Here is a 20827-nt window from a genome sequence, read left to right as displayed (position 1 = left end):
GCGCGGCAGTATGGCTGAGTGCCCTCCGCGCCGGCCGATCCACTGGCCCGGTTCAGTGCGCTGACCCGGGAGTGGTTCACTGCTGCCTTCCCGGCGCCGACAGCTGCGCAGGGCCAGGCCTGGTCAGCCATTGCCGAGGGGCACAACACCCTGGTCATCGCACCCACCGGCTCCGGCAAGACCCTGGCGGCGTTCCTGTGGGCGATCGACGAGTTGGCCCAGTTGCCGCCTGATCCTCGGCCGGGCACGACGGTGCTGTACGTGTCACCGCTCAAAGCGCTGGCCGTCGACGTCGAGCGCAACCTGCGCACCCCGCTGACCGGCATCACCCGCGTCGCCGAGCGCCACGGAGTGCCCGGCCCGTCGATCAGCGTCGGCGTCCGCTCCGGGGACACCACCCCCAGCCAACGCCGCGCGATGTTGAGCAAGCCGCCCGACATCCTGATCACCACCCCGGAATCACTGTTCTTGATGCTGACGTCGGCAGCCCGCGAGACATTGGCGAACGTGCGGACCGTGATCGTCGACGAGGTCCACGCCGTCGCCGCCACCAAACGCGGCGCCCACCTGGCCCTGTCGCTGGAGCGGCTCGACCAGTTGCTCGACAAGCCGGCCCAGCGGATCGGCTTGTCCGCGACGGTGCGCCCACCCGAGGAGGTGGCCCGGTTCCTGTCCGGGCAGGCCCCCACCACGATCGTCGCGCCGCCGACCGCCAAGACCTTCGATCTGTCGGTCCAGGTCCCGGTACCGGACATGGCCGCGCCCGACAACCAATCGATTTGGCCCGACGTCGAGGAACGCATCGTCGATCTCATCGAGGCGCACCAATCCTCGATCGTGTTCGCGAACTCGCGCCGGCTGGCCGAACGGCTGACCTCACGGCTCAACGAGATCCACGCCGAGCGGTGTGGGATCGAGCTCGCGCTAGACCACAATCCACAGGTCGGAGGCGGTGCACCGGCCCAACTCATGGCCAGCGGCCAGGCCAACGGCGCACCGACGCTGCTGGCCCGGGCCCACCACGGTTCGGTCAGCAAGGAGCAGCGGGCCCAGGTCGAAGACGATCTCAAGAGCGGCCGGCTGCGCGCCGTGGTCGCGACCTCCAGCCTGGAACTCGGTATCGACATGGGCGCGGTCGATCTGGTGATCCAGGTCGAGTCACCGCCGTCGGTGGCCAGTGGACTGCAACGCATCGGGCGTGCCGGGCATCAAGTCGGCGAGATCTCCCAGGGCGTGTTGTTCCCCAAGCACCGGACCGACCTGATCGGCTGTGCGGTGACGGTGCAGCGCATGCGCGCCGGTGAGATCGAGACCATGCACGTCCCGGCCAATCCGCTCGACGTGCTGGCCCAGCACACCGTGGCGGTGGCGGCCCTGGAACCGGTCAACGCCGACGCCTGGTTCGACGCGGTGCGGCGCAGTGCGCCATTCGCCACGCTGCCGCGCAGCGCGTTCGAGGCGACGCTGGATCTGTTGTCGGGCAAGTATCCGTCCACCGAGTTCGCCGAGCTACGGCCGCGGCTGGTGTATGACCGCGACACCGGAACGCTGACCGGGCGCCCGGGCGCGCAACGCCTGGCCGTCACCTCCGGCGGGGCGATCCCCGACCGTGGCCTGTTCACCGTCTACCTGGCCACCGACTCCGAAAAGCCTTCGCGGGTGGGTGAACTCGACGAGGAGATGGTCTACGAAAGCCGGCCCGGCGACGTCATCTCACTGGGTGCCACCAGTTGGCGGATCACCGAGATCACCCATGACCGGGTGCTCGTGATCCCGGCCCCCGGGCAGCCGGCCCGGCTGCCGTTCTGGCGCGGTGACAGCGTCGGCCGGCCCGCCGAGCTGGGCGCCGCAGTCGGTGCATTCACCGGGGAGCTGGCCGCGCTCGACCGCAGCGAGTTCGATACACGTTGCCAGACAATGGGTTTCGCCGGGTTCGCCACCGACAACCTCTATCAGCTGCTGCACGATCAGCGTACGGCCACCGGCGTCGTCCCCAGCGACAGCACGTTCGTGGTGGAGCGCTTCCGGGACGAGCTCGGCGACTGGCGGGTGATTCTGCACTCTCCATACGGCCTGCGGGTGCACGGACCGTTGGCATTGGCCGTGGGCCGCCGGCTGCGGGAACGCTACGGCATCGACGAAAAGCCCACCGCCTCTGACGACGGCATCATCGTGCGGTTGCCCGACAGCGGCGAGAACCCTCCAGGCGCCGATCTGTTCGTGTTCGAGGCCGACGAGATCGAGCCGATTGTGACCGCGGAAGTGGGCGGTTCGGCACTGTTCGCGTCCCGGTTCCGCGAATGCGCGGCGCGGGCCCTGCTGCTGCCTCGCCGGCATCCCGGCAAGCGTTCTCCGTTGTGGCACCAACGACAGCGCGCTGCACAGCTACTCGACATCGCCCGCAAGTATCCGGACTTCCCGATCATTCTGGAGACAGTGCGCGAATGCCTGCAGGACGTGTATGACGTCCCGGCCCTGACCGAGTTGATGCGCCGGGTGGCCCAGCGCCGGCTGCGGGTGGTGGAGGTGGAAACCGCCACCCCGTCACCGTTCGCCGCTTCACTGCTGTTCGGCTACGTCGGCGCCTTCATGTACGAGGGCGACAGCCCGTTGGCCGAGCGACGAGCCGCGGCGCTTGCGCTGGATACCGTGTTGCTGTCCGAACTCTTGGGCCGCGTCGAGCTGCGCGAATTGCTGGACCCGGCGGTGGTCGCCTCGACGTCGGCGCAGCTGCAACACCTCACCGAGGAGCGGGCAGCCCGCGACGCCGAGGCAGTGACCGATCTGCTGCGGATGCTCGGCCCGCTCACCGAGGCCGAGATCACCGACCGTTCCACCTCCGACACCATCGGAGGGTGGCTCGAGGGGTTGCATGCCGCCAAGCGCGCACTTGCGGTGACCTATGCCGGGCAAACCTGGTGGGCCGCAGTCGAGGACATCGGCTTGCTGCGGGACGGGGTCGGTGCGCCGGTGCCCGTCGGGGTTCCTGCCGCGTTCACCGAATCCGTCGACGATCCACTCGGGGATCTGATCGGCCGCTACGCCCGCACGCACGGGCCATTCACCACCACCGAGGTGGCCGCCCGCTTCGGGTTGGGCCTGCGGGTGACCGCAGATGTGCTGGGCCGCATGGCCGTTGATGGCCGGCTGGTGCGCGGTGAATTCGTAGACGATCTCCCTGGCGATCAGTGGTGTGACGCCGAGGTCTTGCGCATCCTGCGTCGTCGTTCCCTGGCCGCCCTGCGCGCTCAGGTCGAACCGGTGAGCACCGCGGCATTCGGCCGGTTCCTGCCGTCGTGGCAGCATGTCGGTTCCTCCCACAGTTCCGGGATCGACGGGCTGGCTGCGGTGATCGAGCAGTTGGCCGGGGCGCTCGTCCCGGCATCGGCGGTGGAGTCTCTGGTGTTCGGCCAACGCGTCCGCGACTATCAGCCGGCCATGCTCGACGAACTGTTAGCCTCCGGCGAAGTCATGTGGTCGGGCACCGGCCAGATCGGCGCCAGCGACGGCTGGGTGGCGTTCCACCTGGCTGACTCCGCGCCGCTCACACTGGCCGCCCCCGCCGAGATCGAGTTCACCGATACCCACCGGGCAATCATGGAGACCTTGGGGCACGGCGGGGCGTATTTCTTCCGTCAACTGACCGATCAGGCCGCTGACTCTGATCTGAAAACCGCGTTGTGGGAACTGATCTGGGCCGGGTGGGTCACCGGGGACACCTTTGCCCCGGTGCGGGCGATGCTGTCCGGCCTGGCAGGTTCAAGACGATCCGGCACGCCCGCGCACCGACAGCGCCAGCGCCCGCCACGGCTCAGCCGCTACAGCGTCGCACGCCCACAGAGCCGCGCGGCCGATCCGCTGGTGTCCGGCCGGTGGTCGGCTTTGCCTGCTGCCGAACCGGATTCGACGGTGCGAGCGCATTTCCAGGCGGAGTTGCTGCTCAACCGGCACGGGGTGCTGACCAAGGGAGCGGCGGCCGCCGAGGGGGTGCCCGGCGGGTTCGCCACGTTGTACAAGGTGTTGAGTGCATTCGAGGACGCCGGCCGCTGCCAGCGCGGCTATTTCGTCGAATCGCTGGGCGGGGCTCAGTTCGCCGCCGCATCGACGGTTGACCGATTGCGTTCGTACCTCGACGGCGTCGACCCCCAGCGGCCGGAATACCACGCAGTGGTGCTCGCGGCGACCGACCCGGCCAACCCCTACGGAGCGGCGCTGGCCTGGCCCGAGCGCGCCGGCGACGACACCCACCGGCCCGGCCGAAAAGCCGGAGCCCTGGTCGCACTGGTCGACGGGCAGTTGGTGTGGTTCCTGGAACGCGGTGGCCGGACCCTGCTGAGCTTCACCTCCGATGCCGAGACCCAACGAGCGGCCGCGGCCGCGCTGGCCGATCTGGTGAGCACCCGACGGATCCCGTCACTGTTGGTGGAACGGATCAACGGTGTCGCGGTGCTCGATCCCGGGGTCGACGACGACCGCGCCGCCGTGCAGGATGCATTGACCGGTGCCGGATTCTCCCGTACCCCGCGTGGGCTGCGACTTCGGTAGGTTCGTGGTGCCATGCCTGAAGGTGACACCGTCTTCCACACCGCCACGGCGCTGCGCGACGCCCTGGAAGGAAAGGCGTTGACGCGCTGCGACATCCGTGTGCCGCGGTACGCCACTGTCGACCTGAGCGGACATGCCGTCGACGAAGTCCTCAGCCGGGGCAAACACCTGTTCATCCGCGTAGGCCCGGCCAGCATCCATTCCCATCTGAAGATGGAGGGCAGCTGGCGTATCGGGTGGTCCAAAGCCGCACCGCACCGGATCCGTGCTGTGCTGGAGACCGCAGACAGTCGAGCCACCGGGATAGATCTGGGTGTACTGGAAGTGCTGGACCGCGACAACGATATGGCGGCCGTGGAGCACCTGGGCCCAGACCTGCTCGGCCCGGACTGGGATCCACGCACCGCGGCCGCCAATCTCACTGCCGACCCGGACCGCGAGTTGGCCCAGGCGTTGCTCGATCAGCGGGTGATGGCCGGCGTCGGCAATGTGTACTGCAACGAACTGTGTTTCGTGTTCGGCCGGCTGCCGACCTCTCCCGTCAGCACGCTGACCGACCCGCTACGCGTCGTGCAGCGCGCGCGGGACATGCTGTGGCTCAACCGGTCCCGCTGGAATCGGACCACTACCGGTGACACCCGGACCGGGCGGCAACTGTGGGTGTACGGCCGCGCCGGCGAGCCATGCCGACGCTGCGGAACCCTGATCCAGACCGACTGGGGCGGTGAACGGGTGACGTACTGGTGCCCGAGCTGTCAGACGTGAGTCTGTGGGCCAGCGGCCAGCCATCACCGATGTGATGAGAATGAGTGCGCGTGTCGGCCGTTGCCGACGTATTGGATGCAGGGTGCGGGGCGGATGCGCTCGGCGAGGGCCTCGCCTTGCAGGTCGGTGATGATGTCGCGTCGCCGGTGCTGACGAGAAGGCGTCCACGACGCTGGCGTCGATCGTCGAAGCCCTCGTCGCGGTCGGTGGTTTCTGGCGATGCCGGTTGACCGGATGGCCTGCCGCGAGAAGCACCATCGCTCGAGCCTGGGACCAGAAGTGTCAACCACCACCAGCAGTGTCACCGATGTCCTGATGCAGAAATGTCACCGATGTGCTGAGAAATCCTGTGGTTGTCGGTCGGTGATGGCATAATCGAACATGTGTTCGACACTGATTCTGATGCGGCCCTCATCGACGCGATGAGCGCTGCCGCGCGGGCAGAATCCGCGGCGATCGCCGCGCGGTTGGCCGCCATCGGTGCGTTGGACACCCGCCGCGAACACGAACTGGCCGACACGGTGTATTGGCGCACCGACCCATTCGAATCGGTCGCCGCCGAAATCTCCGCGGCGTTGAACATCAGCCGCCACCGCGCCGGTGAACAGATCCGCCACGCCCGCGTCCTGCGTGACCGGCTCCCCCAGGTGGCGGCCCTGTTCGCCTCCGGGGCCATCGACATGCGCATGGTGTTGGTCATCATCAACCGCACCGACACCGTCGACCCCACCGCCTGGGCTGCTGTCGACGAAGCCCTGGCCGCCCGCGCCGGAAGTTGGATGCGGTTGTCGAAACGCAAACTGCGCGACCGCATCGACCAATGGGTGGCCCGACTGGATCCCAACGGTGAACGAGTACCCCCGCAGATCGATGAGGGCCGGCATTTCAGCGTCGAGGCCGGCACCATCCCCGGTATGGCGACGGTGTGGGGCAATCTACGGGTCGGGGATGCCGCCGCCCTCGATCAACGCCTCGACGCCCTCGCGGCCACCGTCTGCCCTGATGATCCCCGCACACTCGATCAGCGCCGCGCCGATGCCGCCGGGGCGTTGGCCCGACTGCAAGACCACCTGCCCTGCCTGTGCCGCACCCCAGACTGCCCGGCAGCAGGCACCCGGGCTGCTGCCGATGCCGCGGTGGTGCACCTGCTGGCTGAGCAAGCCACCCTCGATGCCAACAGTCCCACCCCCGGCTACCTACCCGGCTACGGGATCGTGCCCGCTCAAAGCGTGCGCGACCTGGCCGCCAACGCCACCCGCAAACCGGTGCGCCTACCCGACGACAACCCCACCCCCCAGACCACCGGCGACGCTGTGGATGTGGCCGCCGATACCGGCGAGGCAGCTGACTCTCGTGAGGCCGCGACCGGCAACACCGCGGAGACCGTTAGCGCCGGAGGCGCCGGGGGCGCTGCCACCATGGATTCTCCTGTTGCCGCCCCGGCCACCACCGCTGAGACCCCGGCTGGTGAGCCTGGGTATCGCCCGTCGGTGGCGTTGCGGGAGTTCATCTTCTGGCGGGATCTGACCTGCCGGTTCCCCGGCTGTGACAAACCCGCACAGTACTGCGATGTCGACCACACCGTGCCCTATCCGGCCGGGCCGACCCATCCGTCGAACACCAAAATGTATTGCCGCACACACCATCTCGTCAAAACGTTTTGCCCCGGCTGGGCCGATCGCCAATCACCTGATGGCACCGTCGAATTCAACACACCCACCGGGCACACCTACACCACCGAAGCCCACGGCGCCACCCTGTTTCCCATCCTGGGCCAACCCACCGGGGACCTCAACCTCCCCAAACCCGAACCCGAAACCCCCAACCCGCACCGTGGCATGCGAATGCCCAAACGCAGCCACACCCGCGAACAAGAACGCCAAGAACGCATCGCCGAAGAACGACACCTCCGCGCCGAAATCAACAACGACCTCGACGTCGAACGCCAATACCAAATCTGGCTCGCCGAAGAATACGGGCCACCACCTCCATTCTGAGAAGATCGACAGCATGAGCATGCCGTGGTGGGAGAGGTGCATCGGCCTGCCGATGTTGATGCTGCACGACAAGGTCTACAAGGCCACCGATGGCCGAATCGGGCACCGCATCCCGGGCGGTCCGGTGACGCTGATCTTGCACACCGTGGGCGCCAAGACCGGTCTGCACCGGGCCAGCTCGCTCGCCTATGCCCGTGACGGCGACAACTACCTGGTTGTGGCGTCGAAGGGTGGGGAGCCGAAGGCCCCGGGTTGGTACCACAACCTCAAGGCCAATCCTCAGGCGGAGATCAACGTCGGCCCCAAGCGGTTCACCGTCACAGCACAACCCGTGCTCCCAGAGGATGTCGACTACCCGAGGCTGTGGCGGATCGTCAATGACATGCCGGGTAACAAGAATCGCTACATCGGTTATCAGAAGCGTACGACGCGACCCATTCCGGTGATCGTGTTGACGCCCGAGCTCACTGTCCGGTGAGCTTCAAAGCCGAAGCGGGACATAGCTTGACGGCTTCGCGGGCATGGTCGATCCCGTCGTCGGGAACCTCGTCGACGAGCACCTCGACGATACCGTCGTCGTCCTGATCGAAGATCACGTCGGAGACCATCACGCAGTTCCCCGACGCGATGCATGCGTCACGATCTGCTTCTACCCTCATGGCACCACCACGTTACCGCCAACGATTTCAACCCGTAGATGAAGTGAAAAGACCGATAGGCGACATCGTCGAAGGGTTCGGCCAACGCCAGGTCCGGGAAGCGCCGCAGCAGGGCCGGCAGGGCGATCCGCATTTCCATGCGGGCCAGCGGCGCGCCGAGGCAATGGTGTACGCCGTGTCCGAAGGCCAGATGCCCGGGTGCGCCGCGGCGGATGTCGAGAATGTCGGGATCCTGAATGAAGTCGGGGTCGCGGTTGCCGGCCGGCAGTGAGGCAAACACCAACTCGCCCGCGGGGATCCGCACCCCGGCGATCTCGACGTCGGTGGTGGTGAAGCGGGGGATCGCGTTCTGCACGATGGACAGCCACCGCAGCAGTTCCTCGACGGCGGGGCCGACGGCGTCCGGATCATCACGCACCGCGGTGAGTTGCTCTGGGTGGCGTAGCAGTGCCAGCACACCCAGGCCCAGCATGTTCGACGTGGTTTCGTGACCGGCGAGCAGTAGTAGCCCGGCGATGCCGACGAGTTCGTCGTCGGACAATTCGTCACCATGGTCGCGCACCAGCATGCCGAGGATGTCCTCACCTGGATCGCGACGGGCCCCACCCACCAGCTGCCGCATGTAGTCGCGAGCCTGACGTTGCAGCCCAAAGCGTTCCGCGATCGGCAGGGATAGATCGAGTTGACGTGCCGAGCGGTGCTGGAAGTCCTCGCGGTCGGTGTAGGGCACCCCGAGCAGTTCGCAGATCACGAGCGAGGGGATGGGCAATGCGAAGTCGGCCACCAGATCGGACGGCGGTCCCGCGGCGGCCATGGCATCCAGGTGTGCATCGACGATCTCCACGATGTGGGGTTCCAGCCGCTTCATCCTGCGGATCGTGAACTCCGCGGTGAGCATGCGGCGCAATCGCTGGTGCTCGGGCGGGTCGAGTCCGAGCAGGTTGCCGGCCCGCGCGCTGGCCAGTTCTTCCTCGGACATCACCGGCGCGCCGGGAAGCGCGAAACCGGGTGGTCTGCCGTTGGAGAACCGTTCGTGGTCCGACAGCACCGCCTTGACGTCTTCGTGGCGGGTGACCAGGTAGACGCGGTTGCCGAACGAGCTGACGACGGCGCGAACACCATCCGTCTCGCGGATCTCGCCGAGGTCAGGGGTGGGGTCGAAGCCATTGCGCCGCATGTGTACTGGCGGCAGTGTCGTCGGCCCACTCATGCCACGACGTTACCGGTCGGCGTGCAGCCCCGGCCACCAGATGCGTGGGCCGATCAATGTGAACAGCGCGGGGATGATCACCGTGCGGACCACGAACGTGTCCAGGAGGATGCCGAGTCCGACGATGATGCCCAGTTGGGTCAACACAATCAGCGGCAGTACTCCCAGCACACAGAACACCGCTGCCAGCACCACGCCGGCGCTGGTGATCACCGCGCCGGTGGCCGACACTGCCCGCACGATGCCTTGCCGGGTGCCGAACTCGGGCGTCTCCTCGCGGGCCCGGGTGACCAGGAAGATCGTGTAGTCCACGCCGAGGGCCACCAGGAACAGGAAGGCGAACAGCGGGGTGCTGTTGTCCAGGGCCGGGAAGCCGAACACGTGCACGCTGGCCCAGCCGCCCAGACCGATCGCGGCCAGGGCGCTCAATACCGTCACCCCGACCAACAGCAGCGGTGCGAAAGCCGAGCGCAGCAGCAGGTAGAGCACGGCCAGCACCACCGCCAGGATCGCCGGGATCACCACCAGCCGGTCACGTTGGGCCGCCGAGGCGGTGTCTCTGGCCTGAGCGTCGGCGCCGCCCACCACGGCGGACGGATCGGCAGCATGCACCGAATCACGCAGCGCGTCAATGGTTTCGAAGGCCTCATCAGAGGCCGGCTCGGCTTTGAGCACCACCGACCACTGGCTCAGTCCGGTCGGGGACTGGCCCGCCGGGGTGGCCGAGACGACGCCGGGAGTGTCGGTGATCGCCCGCTGCACCGCACCGCCACGAGCGGTGGAGGCGATGACGCGGGTGGGGTCGGTCAGGCCGCTCGGGAAGTGGGCGGCCAGGGTTTGATAGCCGCTCACCGATTCGGCCTGAACCCGGAACTGCTCGGTCTGGGTCAATCCGATCGGGGTGGACAGCAGGCCGGTACACAGCAGGGTCAGGCCGGCGAGCGCCACGATCGAAACGCGAGCAGGCTTGCGCGCCACGGCGTCGGCGATTCGGTGCCAGATTCCGCTTTCGGTCAGGGGCTGGGCGCCGACCTTTGGGATGAACGGCCAGAACAGTCGTTTGCCGCACAGGGCCAGCAGCGGTGGCAGTACCACGAGGACGAAGATGGCCGCGACCACAAGACCGGACGCGGCCTGCAATCCGAGGCTGCGGTTGCTGGGTGCGGAGGCGAACAGCAGGGTCAACAGGGCCAGCACCACGGTGGCGTTGCTGGCCACGATCGCCGGGGCAGCCGCGCGCACCGCCATCACCAGGGCTTCGCGGTGGCTTTCGGTCCGGCCGAGCTCTTCCCGATAACGCGAGATCAGCAGCAGCGCATAGTTGGTGCCCGCGCCGAAGACCAGCACGCTGGTGATGCCTGACGTCGAACCGTCCGGGCTGAGCCCGAAACCCGATGCCACGGCAGTGCCCACGACCGCGCCGACCCGGTCGGCGAAGGCAATCACCAACAGCGGGACCAGCCACAGCACTGGTGAGCGATAGGTGATGATGAGCAGCAGTGCCACCACGGTCGCGGTCACGGCCAGGAGCGTGATGTTCGCTCCGGCAAAGGAATTCGCGATGTCGGCACCGAATGCCGGCCCGCCGGTGATCTCGGCCGTCAGCCCGGGAGGCAATCCGTCGGCGGTGCGGGTGCGCAAATCTTTCACGGCGTCGTTGAGCCCGAAGCCGGACAGGTCGCCTTTCATCGGCACGGTGGCGATCGCGGCCTTGCCGTCGTCGGAGACCACCACCGGCGGGCCCGGCGCGTCGGTCAGCCGGTTGCGTGCATTGGCGACGGCGTCGACGTCGGCCATGGTGAGGGGACCGTCGTCGCTGCGGGTCACCACCAGGATCGCCGGAACCTGGTCGCCGCCGGGGAATTCGGCACGCAGCGCGTCGGCCCGCGCCGATTCGGCGTCCGCCGGCACGGCGACCGGTGACTGTGAGGCGGCGTCGCCGCCACTCAGCAGGCCCAGGAGGCCGCCGGAGACGATCACGACCAGGACAGCCAGCCAGGCCAAGCGTTTAATCACGATTCAGTGTCGCCTCTTCCAAGTCGAGCCCATGCAGCACAGTACGCAGCACTTCGTCATCGATGTGTCCGGCATCGCGTTCGGCGATGAATGTGTCGCGTTCGGCGGCAAGCATTTCCAGGCGCAATCGGCGGAACGCTGACGTCGGGCTCTCACCGATGTCGGCGTCGTCGCGGCCCAGCTGCTCCCAAGCGGTATTGCGGCGCCGGGTGTTCCACGCCCGCAACACGTCGGCGGCCCGTTGCGGCACGTCGGCGCCGGCCGATTCTTCGGCCAGCAATTCATCGAGCCGCTCGGCGGCGGCCCGGGCCGCCTTGTCCTGGGCCGCGGCGGTGGCGATGGCATCGCTGTGGGCCTCGTTGCCCTGGGCGTCGAGCACGCGGATGAACCAGGGCAGCGTCAAACCGTGCAGCAGCAATGTTCCGACCACGACGACGAAGGTGAGGAACACCAGTTGCGGGCGGCCGGGGAATGGATCGCCGGCGAGCGTGGTGGCGGGCACGGCGAACGCGGCGGCCAGCGATACCACGCCTCTCATGCCCGCCCATGCCACCACGAACACCTGGGCGCCGGGTGGGGACGTCTCCTGGTTGCGGAGTCTCTTGGACAGCAGCCGGGGCAGGTAGGTCGAGGCGTAGACCCACACCATGCGCACCCCGATCACCGTGGTGAGCACGGCCGCCGAGGAGATGGCCAGCGTGGCGGCCGAGATACCGGCCAGTTCGCTGATCACCTTCGGCAGCTGCAGGCCGATCAACAGAAAGGCAAACGATTCCAGGATCAGCTGCAGGGCTTTCCACACCGCTTTGTCCTGCAGGCGGGTGGCGTAGCTGGCCTGAGTTTCGCGCTGCCCCAGCAGTAGCGCCGCCACCACGACGGCGATCACGCCGGAGCCGTGGATCTCCTCGGCGATCAGGTAGATGAAGAACGGCGCCACCAGGCCGAGTGCGCTTTCGACCAGCGGATCGTCGAGCCGGGTGCGGATGAAGTGCACCACCATGCCGAGCACCCAGCCGACCACCACGCCGCCGACCGCCGCCAGGGCGAACGTGCTCAAGCCGCTGCCCCAACTCGCCGCCGTGCCGATCGCAGCGCCGAGGGCCACCTTGTAGGCCGTCAGTGCGGTGGCGTCGTTGAGCAGGCTCTCCCCGCCCAGCAGCGTCATGGTGCGTCGGGGCAGGCCGAGCCGGCGTCCGACCGCCGTGGCCGACACCGCATCGGGTGGGGCCACGATCGCGCCGAGGGTCAGCGCCGCGGCGATGGTGAGTTCCGGCACCGTGTGGAAGGCGACGAGGCCGACGACGAACGTGGTGGCCAGCGGCAGCCCGATCGCCAGGAATCCGATGGGTCGAATATTGCGGCGCAGCGCCACGTAGCTGCTCTCCAGCCCTGCCGACCACAGCAGCGGCGGCAGGATGACGAACAACACGAGTTCGGGGTCCAGTTTGACGTCATGGAAGCCGGGCAGCGCGCTGCCGGCCAGCCCGGCCACCACCAGCGCCAGCGGTGCCGAGACGTCGAACCGGCGGGCCACCGCGGCGAGCAGGATCGCGGCGACCAGTGCCGCCAAGAGCGAGGCACCCACGTTGTCAGCCCTCCTTTGTGTCGGTGCTTATCCTTGATCAACATGTTGAGGAGATCACGTCGGCGTGAGCCGGATCCGGCTCCTCGCACCTGTGAGCATCTCGCCGCCGAGGTCGCCGAGCCGCAACCGCTGACCCCCGGGCGCTGCCAGGAATGCGAGGAAGACGGCGAGACCAACTGGGCGCATCTGCGTATGTGCATGACGTGCGGTCACGTCGGTTGCTGTGATTCAAGCCCGCATCAGCATGCCACCAAGCACTTTCATTCCAGCGGTCATCCGGTCATGCGTTCGGCGGAACCCGGGGAGAGGTGGCGTTGGTGCTATATCGACCATCGGGTCGGTTGACGATCTGGCAGGGTGGAGCGTGCGATGAGTGAACCGATAGAAGATGCGCAGCCCGCCCGGGAGGCAACTGACCTGGCCGATGACCAGGTCGATGGCGCCGAAGAGGCTGTAGAAGATGCCGCACCCGAACCCGCGGCGACGGTGCTGCTGCTGGGTTCGGGGGAGTTGAGCCGTGAGCTCGCCCTGGCGTTCCAGCGACTGGGCGGTGTCGTGGTGGCCGCGGACCGCTACTACGCCCCGGCGCACGGCGTCGCCGACCGCTCGGCGGTGATCAAGATGAACGACGCCGAGGAACTCACCGCGCTGATCCATCGGGAGAAGCCGCGCTACGTCGTCGCCGAGTCCGGCGTCATCGCCGCCGATGCGTTGGTGGCGGTCGCCGAACGGGGTGACATCGAGGTGCTGCCGTCCCCGCGCAGCATCCGGCTCTCCCAGGACCGCGAAGGTCTTCGGCGGCTGGCGTCGGACGAGCTGGGCCTGCCCACGGTGCCGTTCTGGTTCGCCGGCTCGGTCGAGGAGTTGACCGCGGTGGCCGAGCACGCCGGCTTCCCGTTGGTGGTCAAGCCGGTGGTGGGGGCGCAGCGCGACGGCGAGTCGGTGCTGTTGCGTCCCGACGACGTCGAACCGGCCTGGCAGCGCGCGACAACTGCGGGCCACATCGCGCACAACCGGGTGCTGGCCGAGTCGGTGGTCGAGGTCGAGTACGAGATCACGATGCTGACCGTGCGCACCACCGGGCCGTCCGGTCCCGGGGTGCAGTTCTGCGAGCCGATCGGTCACCGTCAGGCCGGCACCGACGTGCTGGAGTCCTGGCAGCCCCAGCCGCTGACGCCGGCGGCCCTGGACGCCGCGAAGTCGATCGCCGCGCGGATCGTCAACTCGCTGGGTGGACGCGGGGTGTTCGGCGTCGAGTTGCTGGTCACCGGTGACGACGTCTACTTCTCCGATGTCCGGATCCGGCCGCACGACAGCGGCCTGGTGACATTGCGCTCGCAACGGCTCTCAGAGTTCGAGATGCACGCCAGGGCGATCCTCGGCCTGCCGGTGGACACCATCATGATCTCCCCGGCGGCCGCCGAGGTGACTTACGGCGGGGCCGATGCCCACGAGTTGCCGGCCGACATCAGCGGCGTCCTGGCCGATGCCCTGGCCACCTCGGAGAGCGACGTGCGCCTGTTCGGGCATCCCGGTGAATCCGAAGCGCCGCGTCGTCTCGGGGTGGCGCTGGCCACCGCTCCCGACGTGATCATCGCCCGCGACCGCGCCCGTCGGGTCGGCAGCGCGCTGCGCAAGCTGTGGTAGCCCCCATGGCCGAAAACGGACAACCGGCTGACGAACCAGTGGATCGGCCCACGATGGCGCCGTTCCTCGGCGCGCTCGCCGTCATTGTGTTCGCGGTGATCGTGGTCGTGCTGCTCAACACCTTCGGCACCGACGGGCGCAGCGAGGAGCAGAAGGTGAGCCTCGCGGCGGTCGGCCAGAACGATGCGCTGCAGCGGGAGAACTTCGGTGAATTCTCCGATTACACCTGCGTTGCCCAGCGTGGCACCGAGGCGGATTTCCTTGCCCGGCAGCGTGATTCGGTGGCCAAGCAGGGGGCCAGGTATGTCGACGACGTGACCGGGGTGCACGTCGACGGGGACCGGGCCACCGCGACGGTGGTGTACCACTTCGATAAGGCGCCGGACACCAAGGTCAACACCGAGACGACGTTCGTGCGTGAGGACGGCCAATGGCGCGTCTGCTCGGGTATGGGAGACTCACGCCCGTGAGCTATGCAGGGGACATCACGCCTGAGGAGGCCTGGAAACTTCTGAGTGAGAACTCCGAGGCCGTGCTGGTGGACTGTCGCACCGACGCCGAATGGCGCTTCGTCGGCGTGCCGGATCTGTCCACCCTTGAGCGTGACGTCGTATACGTGGAATGGAACCGGACCGACGGCAGCCACAACGACGCCTTCGTCGACGATCTCCAGGCGTCAGGCGTGACGCCGGGTGAGCGGCCGGTGGTCTTCCTGTGTCGCTCCGGCAACCGCTCGATCGGTGCCGCCGAGGCGGCCACCGCGGCCGGTATCGCGCCGTCGTACAACATCCTCGACGGATTCGAGGGCAATCTCGACGAGAACCGCCACCGTGGTGGGACCGGTTGGAAAGCGGTCGGTCTGCCTTGGAAACAGTCATGAGCGCTCCGGACAACGGGGTCCCGTCCGTCCGGATCCCGGCTGCCCTGCCCGAGGGCGTCAGCCAGGCCACCATCGGCGTGCGGGGCGGCCTGCTGCGCTCGGAGTTCGAGGAGACCGCCGAGGGCCTGTTTCTGACCTCGGGTTACGTCTACGAGTCGGCGGGTGCGGCGGAGAAGGCGTTCACCGGGGAGATCGACCGGTTCGTCTACTCGCGCTACGGCAACCCCACGATCGCGATGTTCGAAGAGCGGTTGCGCCTCATCGAGGGTGCCCCCGCGTGCTTCGCGACGGCCACCGGAATGGCCGCGGTGTTCACCGCGTTGGGTGCGCTGCTGGGGGCCGGTGACCGCCTGGTGGCCGCGCGCAGCCTGTTCGGGTCGTGCTTCGTGGTGTGTAGCGAGATCCTGCCCCGTTGGGGTGTGGAGACGGTGTTCGTCGACGGTGACGACCTCGCGCAGTGGGAAGAGGCGCTGTCGGTCCCGACGACCGCGGTGTTCTTCGAGACGCCGTCCAACCCGATGCAGTCGCTGGTCGACATCGCCGCGGTGTCCGAGCTGGCTCACGCTGCCGGCGCAAAGGTGGTGCTGGACAACGTCTTTGCCACGCCGCTATTGCAGCAGGGCATGCCGATGGGGGCCGACGTGGTCGTGTATTCGGGCACCAAACACATTGACGGGCAAGGCCGGGTGCTCGGCGGGGCGATCCTGGGTGACAAGGAGTACATCGACGGCCCGGTGCAGAAGCTCATGCGCCACACCGGCCCGGCGATCAGTGCGTTCAATGCCTGGACGTTGCTGAAAGGCCTTGAGACGCTTGCCATCCGGGTGGATTACGCCAACCGCTCGGCGCAGCAGATCGCCGAGTTCCTGGAGGACCATCCCTCGGTGAGCTGGGTGAAATACCCCTTCCTGAAGTCGCATCCGCAGTATGAGCTGGCCCAGCGTCAGATGCGGGGTGGCGGCACGGTCATCACCTTCGAACTCGACGCGAAGGACGGCAAGGCCCGCGCCTTCGAGGTGCTCGACAAGCTCAACGTCGTCGACATCTCCAACAACCTCGGTGATGCCAAGACGCTGATCACGCACCCGGCGACGACGACGCACCGGGCCATGGGTCCGGAGGGCCGTGCCGCGATCGGACTGGGCGATGGCGTCGTGCGTATCTCGATCGGCCTGGAAGGCACCGAAGATCTGATCGCCGATCTGGACCAGGCATTGAGCTAGGCCCGTGTCCAAGAGCTCCGATGCCAAGAAGGCTCGCCGGAAGAAGCGGCAGGCCGCACGTGAGACGCGGATCGTGCCGCAGGAGATGGTCGATCAACTGGCCGACATCCCCGACGCCGTCGTCGCCGATCTGGCCGAGTTCGACGAGCGAATCACCGCGCGGGGCTGGACATTTGACGAGGAACAATCCAACGACGACTACGCGGTGTGGTTTTACGAACCGTCCGGCGCGCCCGTGGAGGACGGTCTGCCGGTGACCTCACTGTGGCTGGATGCGGCCGAGGACGGCGAGATCGTGCGGGTGGTGTTCGTCGGCAGTGTGGAGCGCTACGAGTTCACCCATGAGGAACTGCGCGACGGTGCCCTCGACGTGATCGAGGGCTACCGCGCCGGTCAGCCGTTGCCTCAATTCGGCTGACCTTTGGGCGTTCAGAGTTACTGGGTGATCGACCCGCAGCAGGTCACGTTGACGGTGTTTGAACTCCGCGACGGCGCCTATGTCCAGGCTGCGGCGGTCAGCGGCAGTGAGGGGTACGAGGCAAAGTTGCCGTTCCCGGTGCGGATCGTGCCGCTCGACCTGTTGGGCCGCTTTTCCTGATCGCAGGTCTACGCCGACCCGCCGTCCGAGTCGATCACGCCCTGCGCGGACCGGGCACGGTCCTCGTAGCTCTTGCGCTTGGCCTTGTCGAACTCCAGGAACACCCGGTCCAGGCCGAGGAGCTTGTTCAGCTTGCGGCGGCCCTTGGGTGGCAGCATCTGGGCGGCCTGCGCGGTGAACCGCAACGGCGGCGGCACGGACACATGGGTCTTGGGCTTGTTCAGTGTCTTGACGATGGCCGCGGCGATGTCCTCGGGCTCGACCGGCTTCATCGCGCCGGTGGCCTTGGTGCCCGAGATCAGGTCGGTGTTGGTGAACGGCGGCATGATCACCGAGACGTTGACGCCGTGCGGGGCCATCTCGTCGGCCAGTGCGGTGGACAGCCCGACGACGGCGTACTTGGCGCCGACGTAGACCACCTGGCCGGGCAGCGGGATGAGCCCGGACAGAGAGGCGATGTTGATGACGTGGCCGCTGCGGCGTTTGACCATGTCGGGCAGCGCCAGCTGACAGCCGGTCAGCACGCCGTACACGTTGACCTCCAGGGAGGACCGGATCGACTGTTCGGTTTCCTCCAGGAACGGTCCGACGGGCATCACGCCGGCGTTGTTGATCAGGACATCGATGTGGCCGCCGCCGTCGGTGCGGGCCTTGTCCAGGAAGGTGGCAAACGATTCCCGGTCGGTGACGTCGAGCGGGTAGCCCGACACCTGGCCCAGCTTGCTGAGATCGACGACGGCAGACTCCTGAAGCGCGACGTCACGGTCGCCGATGACGACGCGGGCACCGTGAGCGAGCAGCGCTTTTGCGGTGGCGTAGCCGATACCGCGCGCCGCGCCGGTGATCGCGATCGTCTTACCCCTGATGTTGTCCATGGCGGCGAACTTTACACGTGTCAAGTTTGGTGGGGAAGAGGGTGTCGCGACGCTGCAGACTGTTTCGATCACGCTGATCGTGGGTGGAACACTGCGTCCCGATCGGCGTTGAACCCATCGTGGGTATAGAAACGGTGGTGATGTCCACCTCCGTGAATCGGCTGAGTTTCGTTGCGGTCGGCCTGGCTGACCCCTTGGCCGCACCGCTGCTCGACGAGCTGGCGGTGGAATATTCGGGACGCTACGGCGGGACCGCCGAACGCACCATGGTCTGGCTGACCACCGCGCCGGAGCAGTTCTCGGCACCCGATGGTGGGCTGTATATCGGCCTGCTCGACGGCGAGCCGGTCACCGGTGGCGCCTTCACCCGGTTCGACGCCGAGACCGCCGAACTCAAACGCATCTGGACCAGCAGTGAGCATCGGCAGCGGGGCTACGCCACCACATTGCTCGACCACCTGGAACGCGAGATCGCTGGGCGGGGATATCGGCGGGTCTATCTGACGACGGGGCATCTGCAACCCGAGGCCGAGGCGCTCTATGAAGCGGCCGGCTACACCCGGCTGAGCGCTCCGTTGCCGGCCGAAGGCGAGGACACGGTCTTCCCGATCGCGTTCGAGAAGGGCCTGACATGACGCCGGTCCCGCTCTCGATTCTCGACCTGGCCCCGATCAGCGCGGGCAGCGACGCCGCGACCGCGTTGCGCAACACCATCGATCTGGCCCGGCACGCCGAACAGTGGGGCTACCAACGGTATTGGGTTGCCGAGCATCACTTTGTATCGGTGGCCAGTTCGTCGCCGGCGGTGCTGGTGGGGCAGATCGCCGCGGCCACCGAGCGGATCAGGGTCGGCACCGCGGCCGTGCAACTCGGTCACACCACCGCGATCGCGGTGGCCGAGAGTTTCGGCACCCTGGCTTCGTTCTACCCCGATCGCATCGATCTCGGGGTGGGCCGTTCCGGGCAGAAGCGTGCCGAGGCGGTGCGGGACAAACCGCGTGCGCCGAGACCGCCGCGGGAGTGGCACGAGATCGACGGTGTGGTGATCCCCGCACCGTACGACGTCTCCGCGCTGATGCGGGATCCACGGCTGCGCGCCCGGATGGCGGTGTTGCAGCAGCCTGAAGCGCTCACGCCGGATTTCGCCGACCAGGTGGACGACATCCTGGCGATGCTTGCCGGCCGCTACGAGGTCGGCACGGTCGTTCCCGGTGCCGGCGCTGGTTTGACGCCGTGGGTGTTCGGCAGCAGCAAGGGGCAGAGTGCCCGCGTCGCCGCAGCGCGCGGGCTGCCGTTCGTGGCCAGCTACCACATCACCCCGGCGACCGCGCTGGAAGCAATTGAGGTGTACCGCAACGGTTTTACCCCGTCGGAGTATTTGTCAGAGCCGTACGTGGTGGTGTCGGCCGACGTGGTGGTGGCCGATGACGAGGCCACGGCGCGCCATCTGGCCTCCAGCTATGGCCACTGGGTGTACTCGATCCGGGCTGGCGGCGGGGCGGCGCCCTACCCCGATCCGGCCGACGCGCAACCGTTGACCCCCGAGCAGCTGGAGGTGGTCCGGGACCGTACCGCAACACAATTCGTCGGCGACCCAGATCAGGTGGTCACCCGTTTGGAGGCGTTGCAACGGCTCAGCGGGGCCGACGAACTCGTCATCACCTCGGTGACCCATCGACACTCCGACCGGTTGCACTCGCATCGGTTGCTGGCCCAGCGGTGGGGTCGGTAGCCGCTAGGCTGACCCCGGAACTGTCGTATCCGCTAGGGGTGTGTTTGCCGAGTCCGCAGGTAGTGGTGGGATCGCTGTTACTGGCAGCGGCTGCGGTGGTGTTTGCGGTCGGCGTGGCGTTGCGGATCTTCATCGGCCGTCGGACGGAATCGGCTCAGTCACGCCGGCGGATGCACGCGTTTCGCCGGACGAAGTTTGCCCGGGTGCTGTTCGGAGCGGTGTACGACGACGAGGTGTTCGACCCCGACGAACTCGACCAGATGGTCCTGATGCCGACGATCGTGCTGGCCTGCGGACTGTGCCTGACCGGCTTCTTTCTGCTCGGTTACCGGATTCTGCAGCACTAGGCGTGCCGGGCGGCCGCCGCAGCAGCGGCGTCGGCGATCGGACCGCGCCACACCGGCCCGTGGCCCGGCAGCATGACGTCGGCCTCCACGTTGGCCAGCGTCGTCAGGCTGGACAGGCACCCGTCCTCGTCGTGGTTGAACAGCGCCGGCAACAACGTCGGGCCGGTGCGTCGCAGCAGCGGATGCCCGGTCACCAGGGCGTCGCCGCTGACCAGGACGCCGTCGACGACGAACGAGCAGTGCCCGCCGGTGTGGCCCGGTGTGGGCACCGCCTGTGGTGCTCCGGGCAGCCCGGCGGCGATCTCCGGGCTGAGGGCTTGGGCGGTGGGGATGCCGTCATGGTTCAACCCGCCCTTGGCGGTGATGGTGGCCGCCCACTTCATCCAGCGGGGCTGCCAGATGTTGCGCACCACATCGGCGGGCGCGGCCTGCTCCAGATACTCACGTCTGGCGTGACCGACTTCGCTGTCATGGCAAAAGACCGGTGTGCCATGGGTTTTCGCCAGCCAGATGGCGGTGCCGAAGTGGTCGACGTGGGCGTGGGTGAGCAGCACGGCAGCGATGTCGTCGACCGTGAACCCGAGTTGGCGCACCGAGCCCAGCACGTCCTCGCGCTGGCCGGGAAATCCGGCGTCGATCAGCATGACTCGGTTTCCGTCGGTCACCAGCGTCCAGTTGACCAGATCGGTGTGCGCGAAATGCACGTGATCGGTGATCGCGGTCAGGGCTGCTGCCATGCCGCGAGTTT

General features: G+C 67.6%; 20 protein-coding genes. 14 read left to right on the top strand and 6 right to left on the bottom strand.

From position 1 onward, the window contains the following. The first annotated feature begins 18 nt into the window (after positions 1-18). The 4 genes from A5733_RS03035 to A5733_RS03020 all read left to right on the top strand — a co-directional run bounded on the left by A5733_RS03035 (position 19) and on the right by A5733_RS03020 (position 7785). Positions 19-4545 (top strand): ATP-dependent helicase, encoded by a 4527-nt coding sequence (locus tag A5733_RS03035; RefSeq protein WP_076239024.1) that lies wholly within the window; start codon positions 19-21, stop codon positions 4543-4545. Between the two features lie 12 nt (positions 4546-4557). Next, complete coding sequence (gene nei2, locus A5733_RS03030) at positions 4558-5310, top strand: endonuclease VIII Nei2 (protein WP_076239023.1); 753 nt, start codon at positions 4558-4560, stop codon at positions 5308-5310. Positions 5311-5693: 383 nt separating this feature from the next. Further along, positions 5694-7307 (top strand): HNH endonuclease signature motif containing protein, encoded by a 1614-nt coding sequence (locus tag A5733_RS03025; RefSeq protein ID WP_076239022.1) that lies wholly within the window; start codon positions 5694-5696, stop codon positions 7305-7307. Between the two features lie 19 nt (positions 7308-7326). Continuing rightward, the gene (locus tag A5733_RS03020) at positions 7327-7785 is read left to right on the top strand and encodes a nitroreductase family deazaflavin-dependent oxidoreductase (protein WP_076239053.1); all 459 of its coding nucleotides are present in this window, start codon (positions 7327-7329) and stop codon (positions 7783-7785) included. Here the strand turns inward: A5733_RS03020 and A5733_RS03015 are convergent. Genes A5733_RS03015 through A5733_RS03000 form a run of 4 tightly spaced genes read right to left on the bottom strand, consistent with a single transcriptional unit; the run spans position 7772 to position 12777 of the window. Further along, entirely contained in the window at positions 7772-7966 is a 195-nt protein-coding gene (locus tag A5733_RS03015; protein ID WP_076239021.1) for a ferredoxin, read from the bottom strand. The two genes, A5733_RS03020 and A5733_RS03015, sit on opposite strands and share 14 nt — an antisense overlap. Continuing rightward, a complete protein-coding gene (locus tag A5733_RS03010) occupies positions 7944-9176 on the bottom strand; it encodes a cytochrome P450 (protein ID WP_076239020.1) in 1233 nt (410 codons plus the stop codon). The genes A5733_RS03015 and A5733_RS03010 overlap by 23 nt, the downstream gene beginning before the upstream one ends. 9 nt (positions 9177-9185) lie before the next feature. Beyond that, the gene (locus A5733_RS03005) at positions 9186-11192 is read right to left on the bottom strand and encodes an MMPL family transporter (RefSeq protein ID WP_076239019.1); all 2007 of its coding nucleotides are present in this window, start codon (positions 11190-11192) and stop codon (positions 9186-9188) included. Next, a complete protein-coding gene (locus tag A5733_RS03000) occupies positions 11185-12777 on the bottom strand; it encodes a Na+/H+ antiporter (RefSeq protein ID WP_076239018.1) in 1593 nt (530 codons plus the stop codon). Before A5733_RS03000 ends, A5733_RS03005 begins: the two co-directional genes overlap by 8 nt. 42 nt (positions 12778-12819) lie before the next feature. On the opposite strand from A5733_RS03000, the gene A5733_RS02995 reads away from it, so the two are divergent. From A5733_RS02995 to A5733_RS02965, 7 genes are read left to right on the top strand one after another with little or no spacing between them, the layout of a single operon-like run. Continuing rightward, positions 12820-13122, top strand: a complete 303-nt coding sequence (locus A5733_RS02995; protein ID WP_076239052.1) for a UBP-type zinc finger domain-containing protein — start codon at positions 12820-12822, stop codon at positions 13120-13122. Between the two features lie 24 nt (positions 13123-13146). Beyond that, on the top strand, positions 13147-14424 hold the full coding sequence (purT, locus tag A5733_RS02990) for a formate-dependent phosphoribosylglycinamide formyltransferase (RefSeq protein ID WP_076239051.1): 1278 nt from the start codon (positions 13147-13149) through the stop codon (positions 14422-14424). Positions 14425-14429: 5 nt separating this feature from the next. Beyond that, on the top strand, positions 14430-14894 hold the full coding sequence (locus tag A5733_RS02985; RefSeq protein ID WP_076239017.1) for a lumazine-binding protein: 465 nt from the start codon (positions 14430-14432) through the stop codon (positions 14892-14894). Continuing rightward, complete coding sequence (locus A5733_RS02980) at positions 14891-15304, top strand: rhodanese-like domain-containing protein (protein ID WP_067764097.1); 414 nt, start codon at positions 14891-14893, stop codon at positions 15302-15304. The genes A5733_RS02985 and A5733_RS02980 overlap by 4 nt, the downstream gene beginning before the upstream one ends. Further along, the gene (locus A5733_RS02975) at positions 15301-16527 is read left to right on the top strand and encodes an O-succinylhomoserine sulfhydrylase (protein ID WP_076239016.1); all 1227 of its coding nucleotides are present in this window, start codon (positions 15301-15303) and stop codon (positions 16525-16527) included. Before A5733_RS02980 ends, A5733_RS02975 begins: the two co-directional genes overlap by 4 nt. 4 nt (positions 16528-16531) lie before the next feature. Then, positions 16532-16945, top strand: a complete 414-nt coding sequence (locus A5733_RS02970; protein WP_076239015.1) for a hypothetical protein — start codon at positions 16532-16534, stop codon at positions 16943-16945. Between the two features lie 3 nt (positions 16946-16948). Then, complete coding sequence (locus A5733_RS02965) at positions 16949-17125, top strand: Uma2 family endonuclease (RefSeq protein ID WP_083665966.1); 177 nt, start codon at positions 16949-16951, stop codon at positions 17123-17125. 8 nt (positions 17126-17133) lie between these two features. Here A5733_RS02965 and A5733_RS02960 read toward each other — a convergent pair whose 3' ends face one another. Beyond that, positions 17134-18000 carry an SDR family oxidoreductase gene (locus tag A5733_RS02960; protein WP_076239014.1) on the bottom strand — a complete coding sequence of 289 codons (867 nt, stop codon included), beginning with the start codon at positions 17998-18000 and terminating at the stop codon, positions 17134-17136. Between the two features lie 140 nt (positions 18001-18140). On the opposite strand from A5733_RS02960, the gene A5733_RS02955 reads away from it, so the two are divergent. From A5733_RS02955 to A5733_RS02945, 3 genes are read left to right on the top strand one after another with little or no spacing between them, the layout of a single operon-like run. Then, on the top strand, positions 18141-18635 hold the full coding sequence (locus A5733_RS02955) for a GNAT family N-acetyltransferase (RefSeq protein WP_076239050.1): 495 nt from the start codon (positions 18141-18143) through the stop codon (positions 18633-18635). Then, the gene (locus A5733_RS02950; protein WP_076239013.1) at positions 18632-19732 is read left to right on the top strand and encodes an LLM class flavin-dependent oxidoreductase; all 1101 of its coding nucleotides are present in this window, start codon (positions 18632-18634) and stop codon (positions 19730-19732) included. Before A5733_RS02955 ends, A5733_RS02950 begins: the two co-directional genes overlap by 4 nt. A gap of 44 nt (positions 19733-19776) precedes the next feature. Next, a complete protein-coding gene (locus tag A5733_RS02945) occupies positions 19777-20079 on the top strand; it encodes a hypothetical protein (RefSeq protein WP_233152600.1) in 303 nt (100 codons plus the stop codon). Here the strand turns inward: A5733_RS02945 and A5733_RS02940 are convergent. Then, positions 20076-20816 (bottom strand): MBL fold metallo-hydrolase, encoded by a 741-nt coding sequence (locus tag A5733_RS02940; RefSeq protein WP_076239012.1) that lies wholly within the window; start codon positions 20814-20816, stop codon positions 20076-20078. The genes A5733_RS02945 and A5733_RS02940 overlap by 4 nt on opposite strands. Between the last annotated feature and the right edge of the window lie 11 nt (positions 20817-20827).

This window comes from Mycobacterium sp. NS-7484 (assembly GCF_001953975.1).
Classification (GTDB): Bacteria; Actinomycetota; Actinomycetes; order Mycobacteriales; family Mycobacteriaceae; genus Mycobacterium.
This window is presented reverse-complemented; position numbering and strand designations above follow the sequence as displayed.

Excerpts from the sequence above, each read along its gene's own strand:
- nei2 (WP_076239023.1), top strand. The coding sequence starts at position 4,558 with ATGCCTGAAGGTGACACCGTCTTCCACACCGCCACGGCGCTGCGCGAC.
- A5733_RS03020 (WP_076239053.1), top strand. The coding sequence starts at position 7,327 with ATGCCGTGGTGGGAGAGGTGCATCGGCCTGCCGATGTTGATGCTGCAC.
- A5733_RS03015 (WP_076239021.1), bottom strand. The coding sequence starts at position 7,966 with ATGAGGGTAGAAGCAGATCGTGACGCATGCATCGCGTCGGGGAACTGC.
- A5733_RS03010 (WP_076239020.1), bottom strand. The coding sequence starts at position 9,176 with ATGAGTGGGCCGACGACACTGCCGCCAGTACACATGCGGCGCAATGGC.
- A5733_RS02995 (WP_076239052.1), top strand. The coding sequence starts at position 12,820 with ATGTTGAGGAGATCACGTCGGCGTGAGCCGGATCCGGCTCCTCGCACC.
- purT (WP_076239051.1), top strand. The coding sequence starts at position 13,147 with ATGAGTGAACCGATAGAAGATGCGCAGCCCGCCCGGGAGGCAACTGAC.
- A5733_RS02985 (WP_076239017.1), top strand. The coding sequence starts at position 14,430 with ATGGCCGAAAACGGACAACCGGCTGACGAACCAGTGGATCGGCCCACG.
- A5733_RS02975 (WP_076239016.1), top strand. The coding sequence starts at position 15,301 with ATGAGCGCTCCGGACAACGGGGTCCCGTCCGTCCGGATCCCGGCTGCC.
- A5733_RS02960 (WP_076239014.1), bottom strand. The coding sequence starts at position 18,000 with ATGGACAACATCAGGGGTAAGACGATCGCGATCACCGGCGCGGCGCGC.
- A5733_RS02955 (WP_076239050.1), top strand. The coding sequence starts at position 18,141 with ATGTCCACCTCCGTGAATCGGCTGAGTTTCGTTGCGGTCGGCCTGGCT.
- A5733_RS02950 (WP_076239013.1), top strand. The coding sequence starts at position 18,632 with ATGACGCCGGTCCCGCTCTCGATTCTCGACCTGGCCCCGATCAGCGCG.
- A5733_RS02940 (WP_076239012.1), bottom strand. The coding sequence starts at position 20,816 with ATGGCAGCAGCCCTGACCGCGATCACCGATCACGTGCATTTCGCGCAC.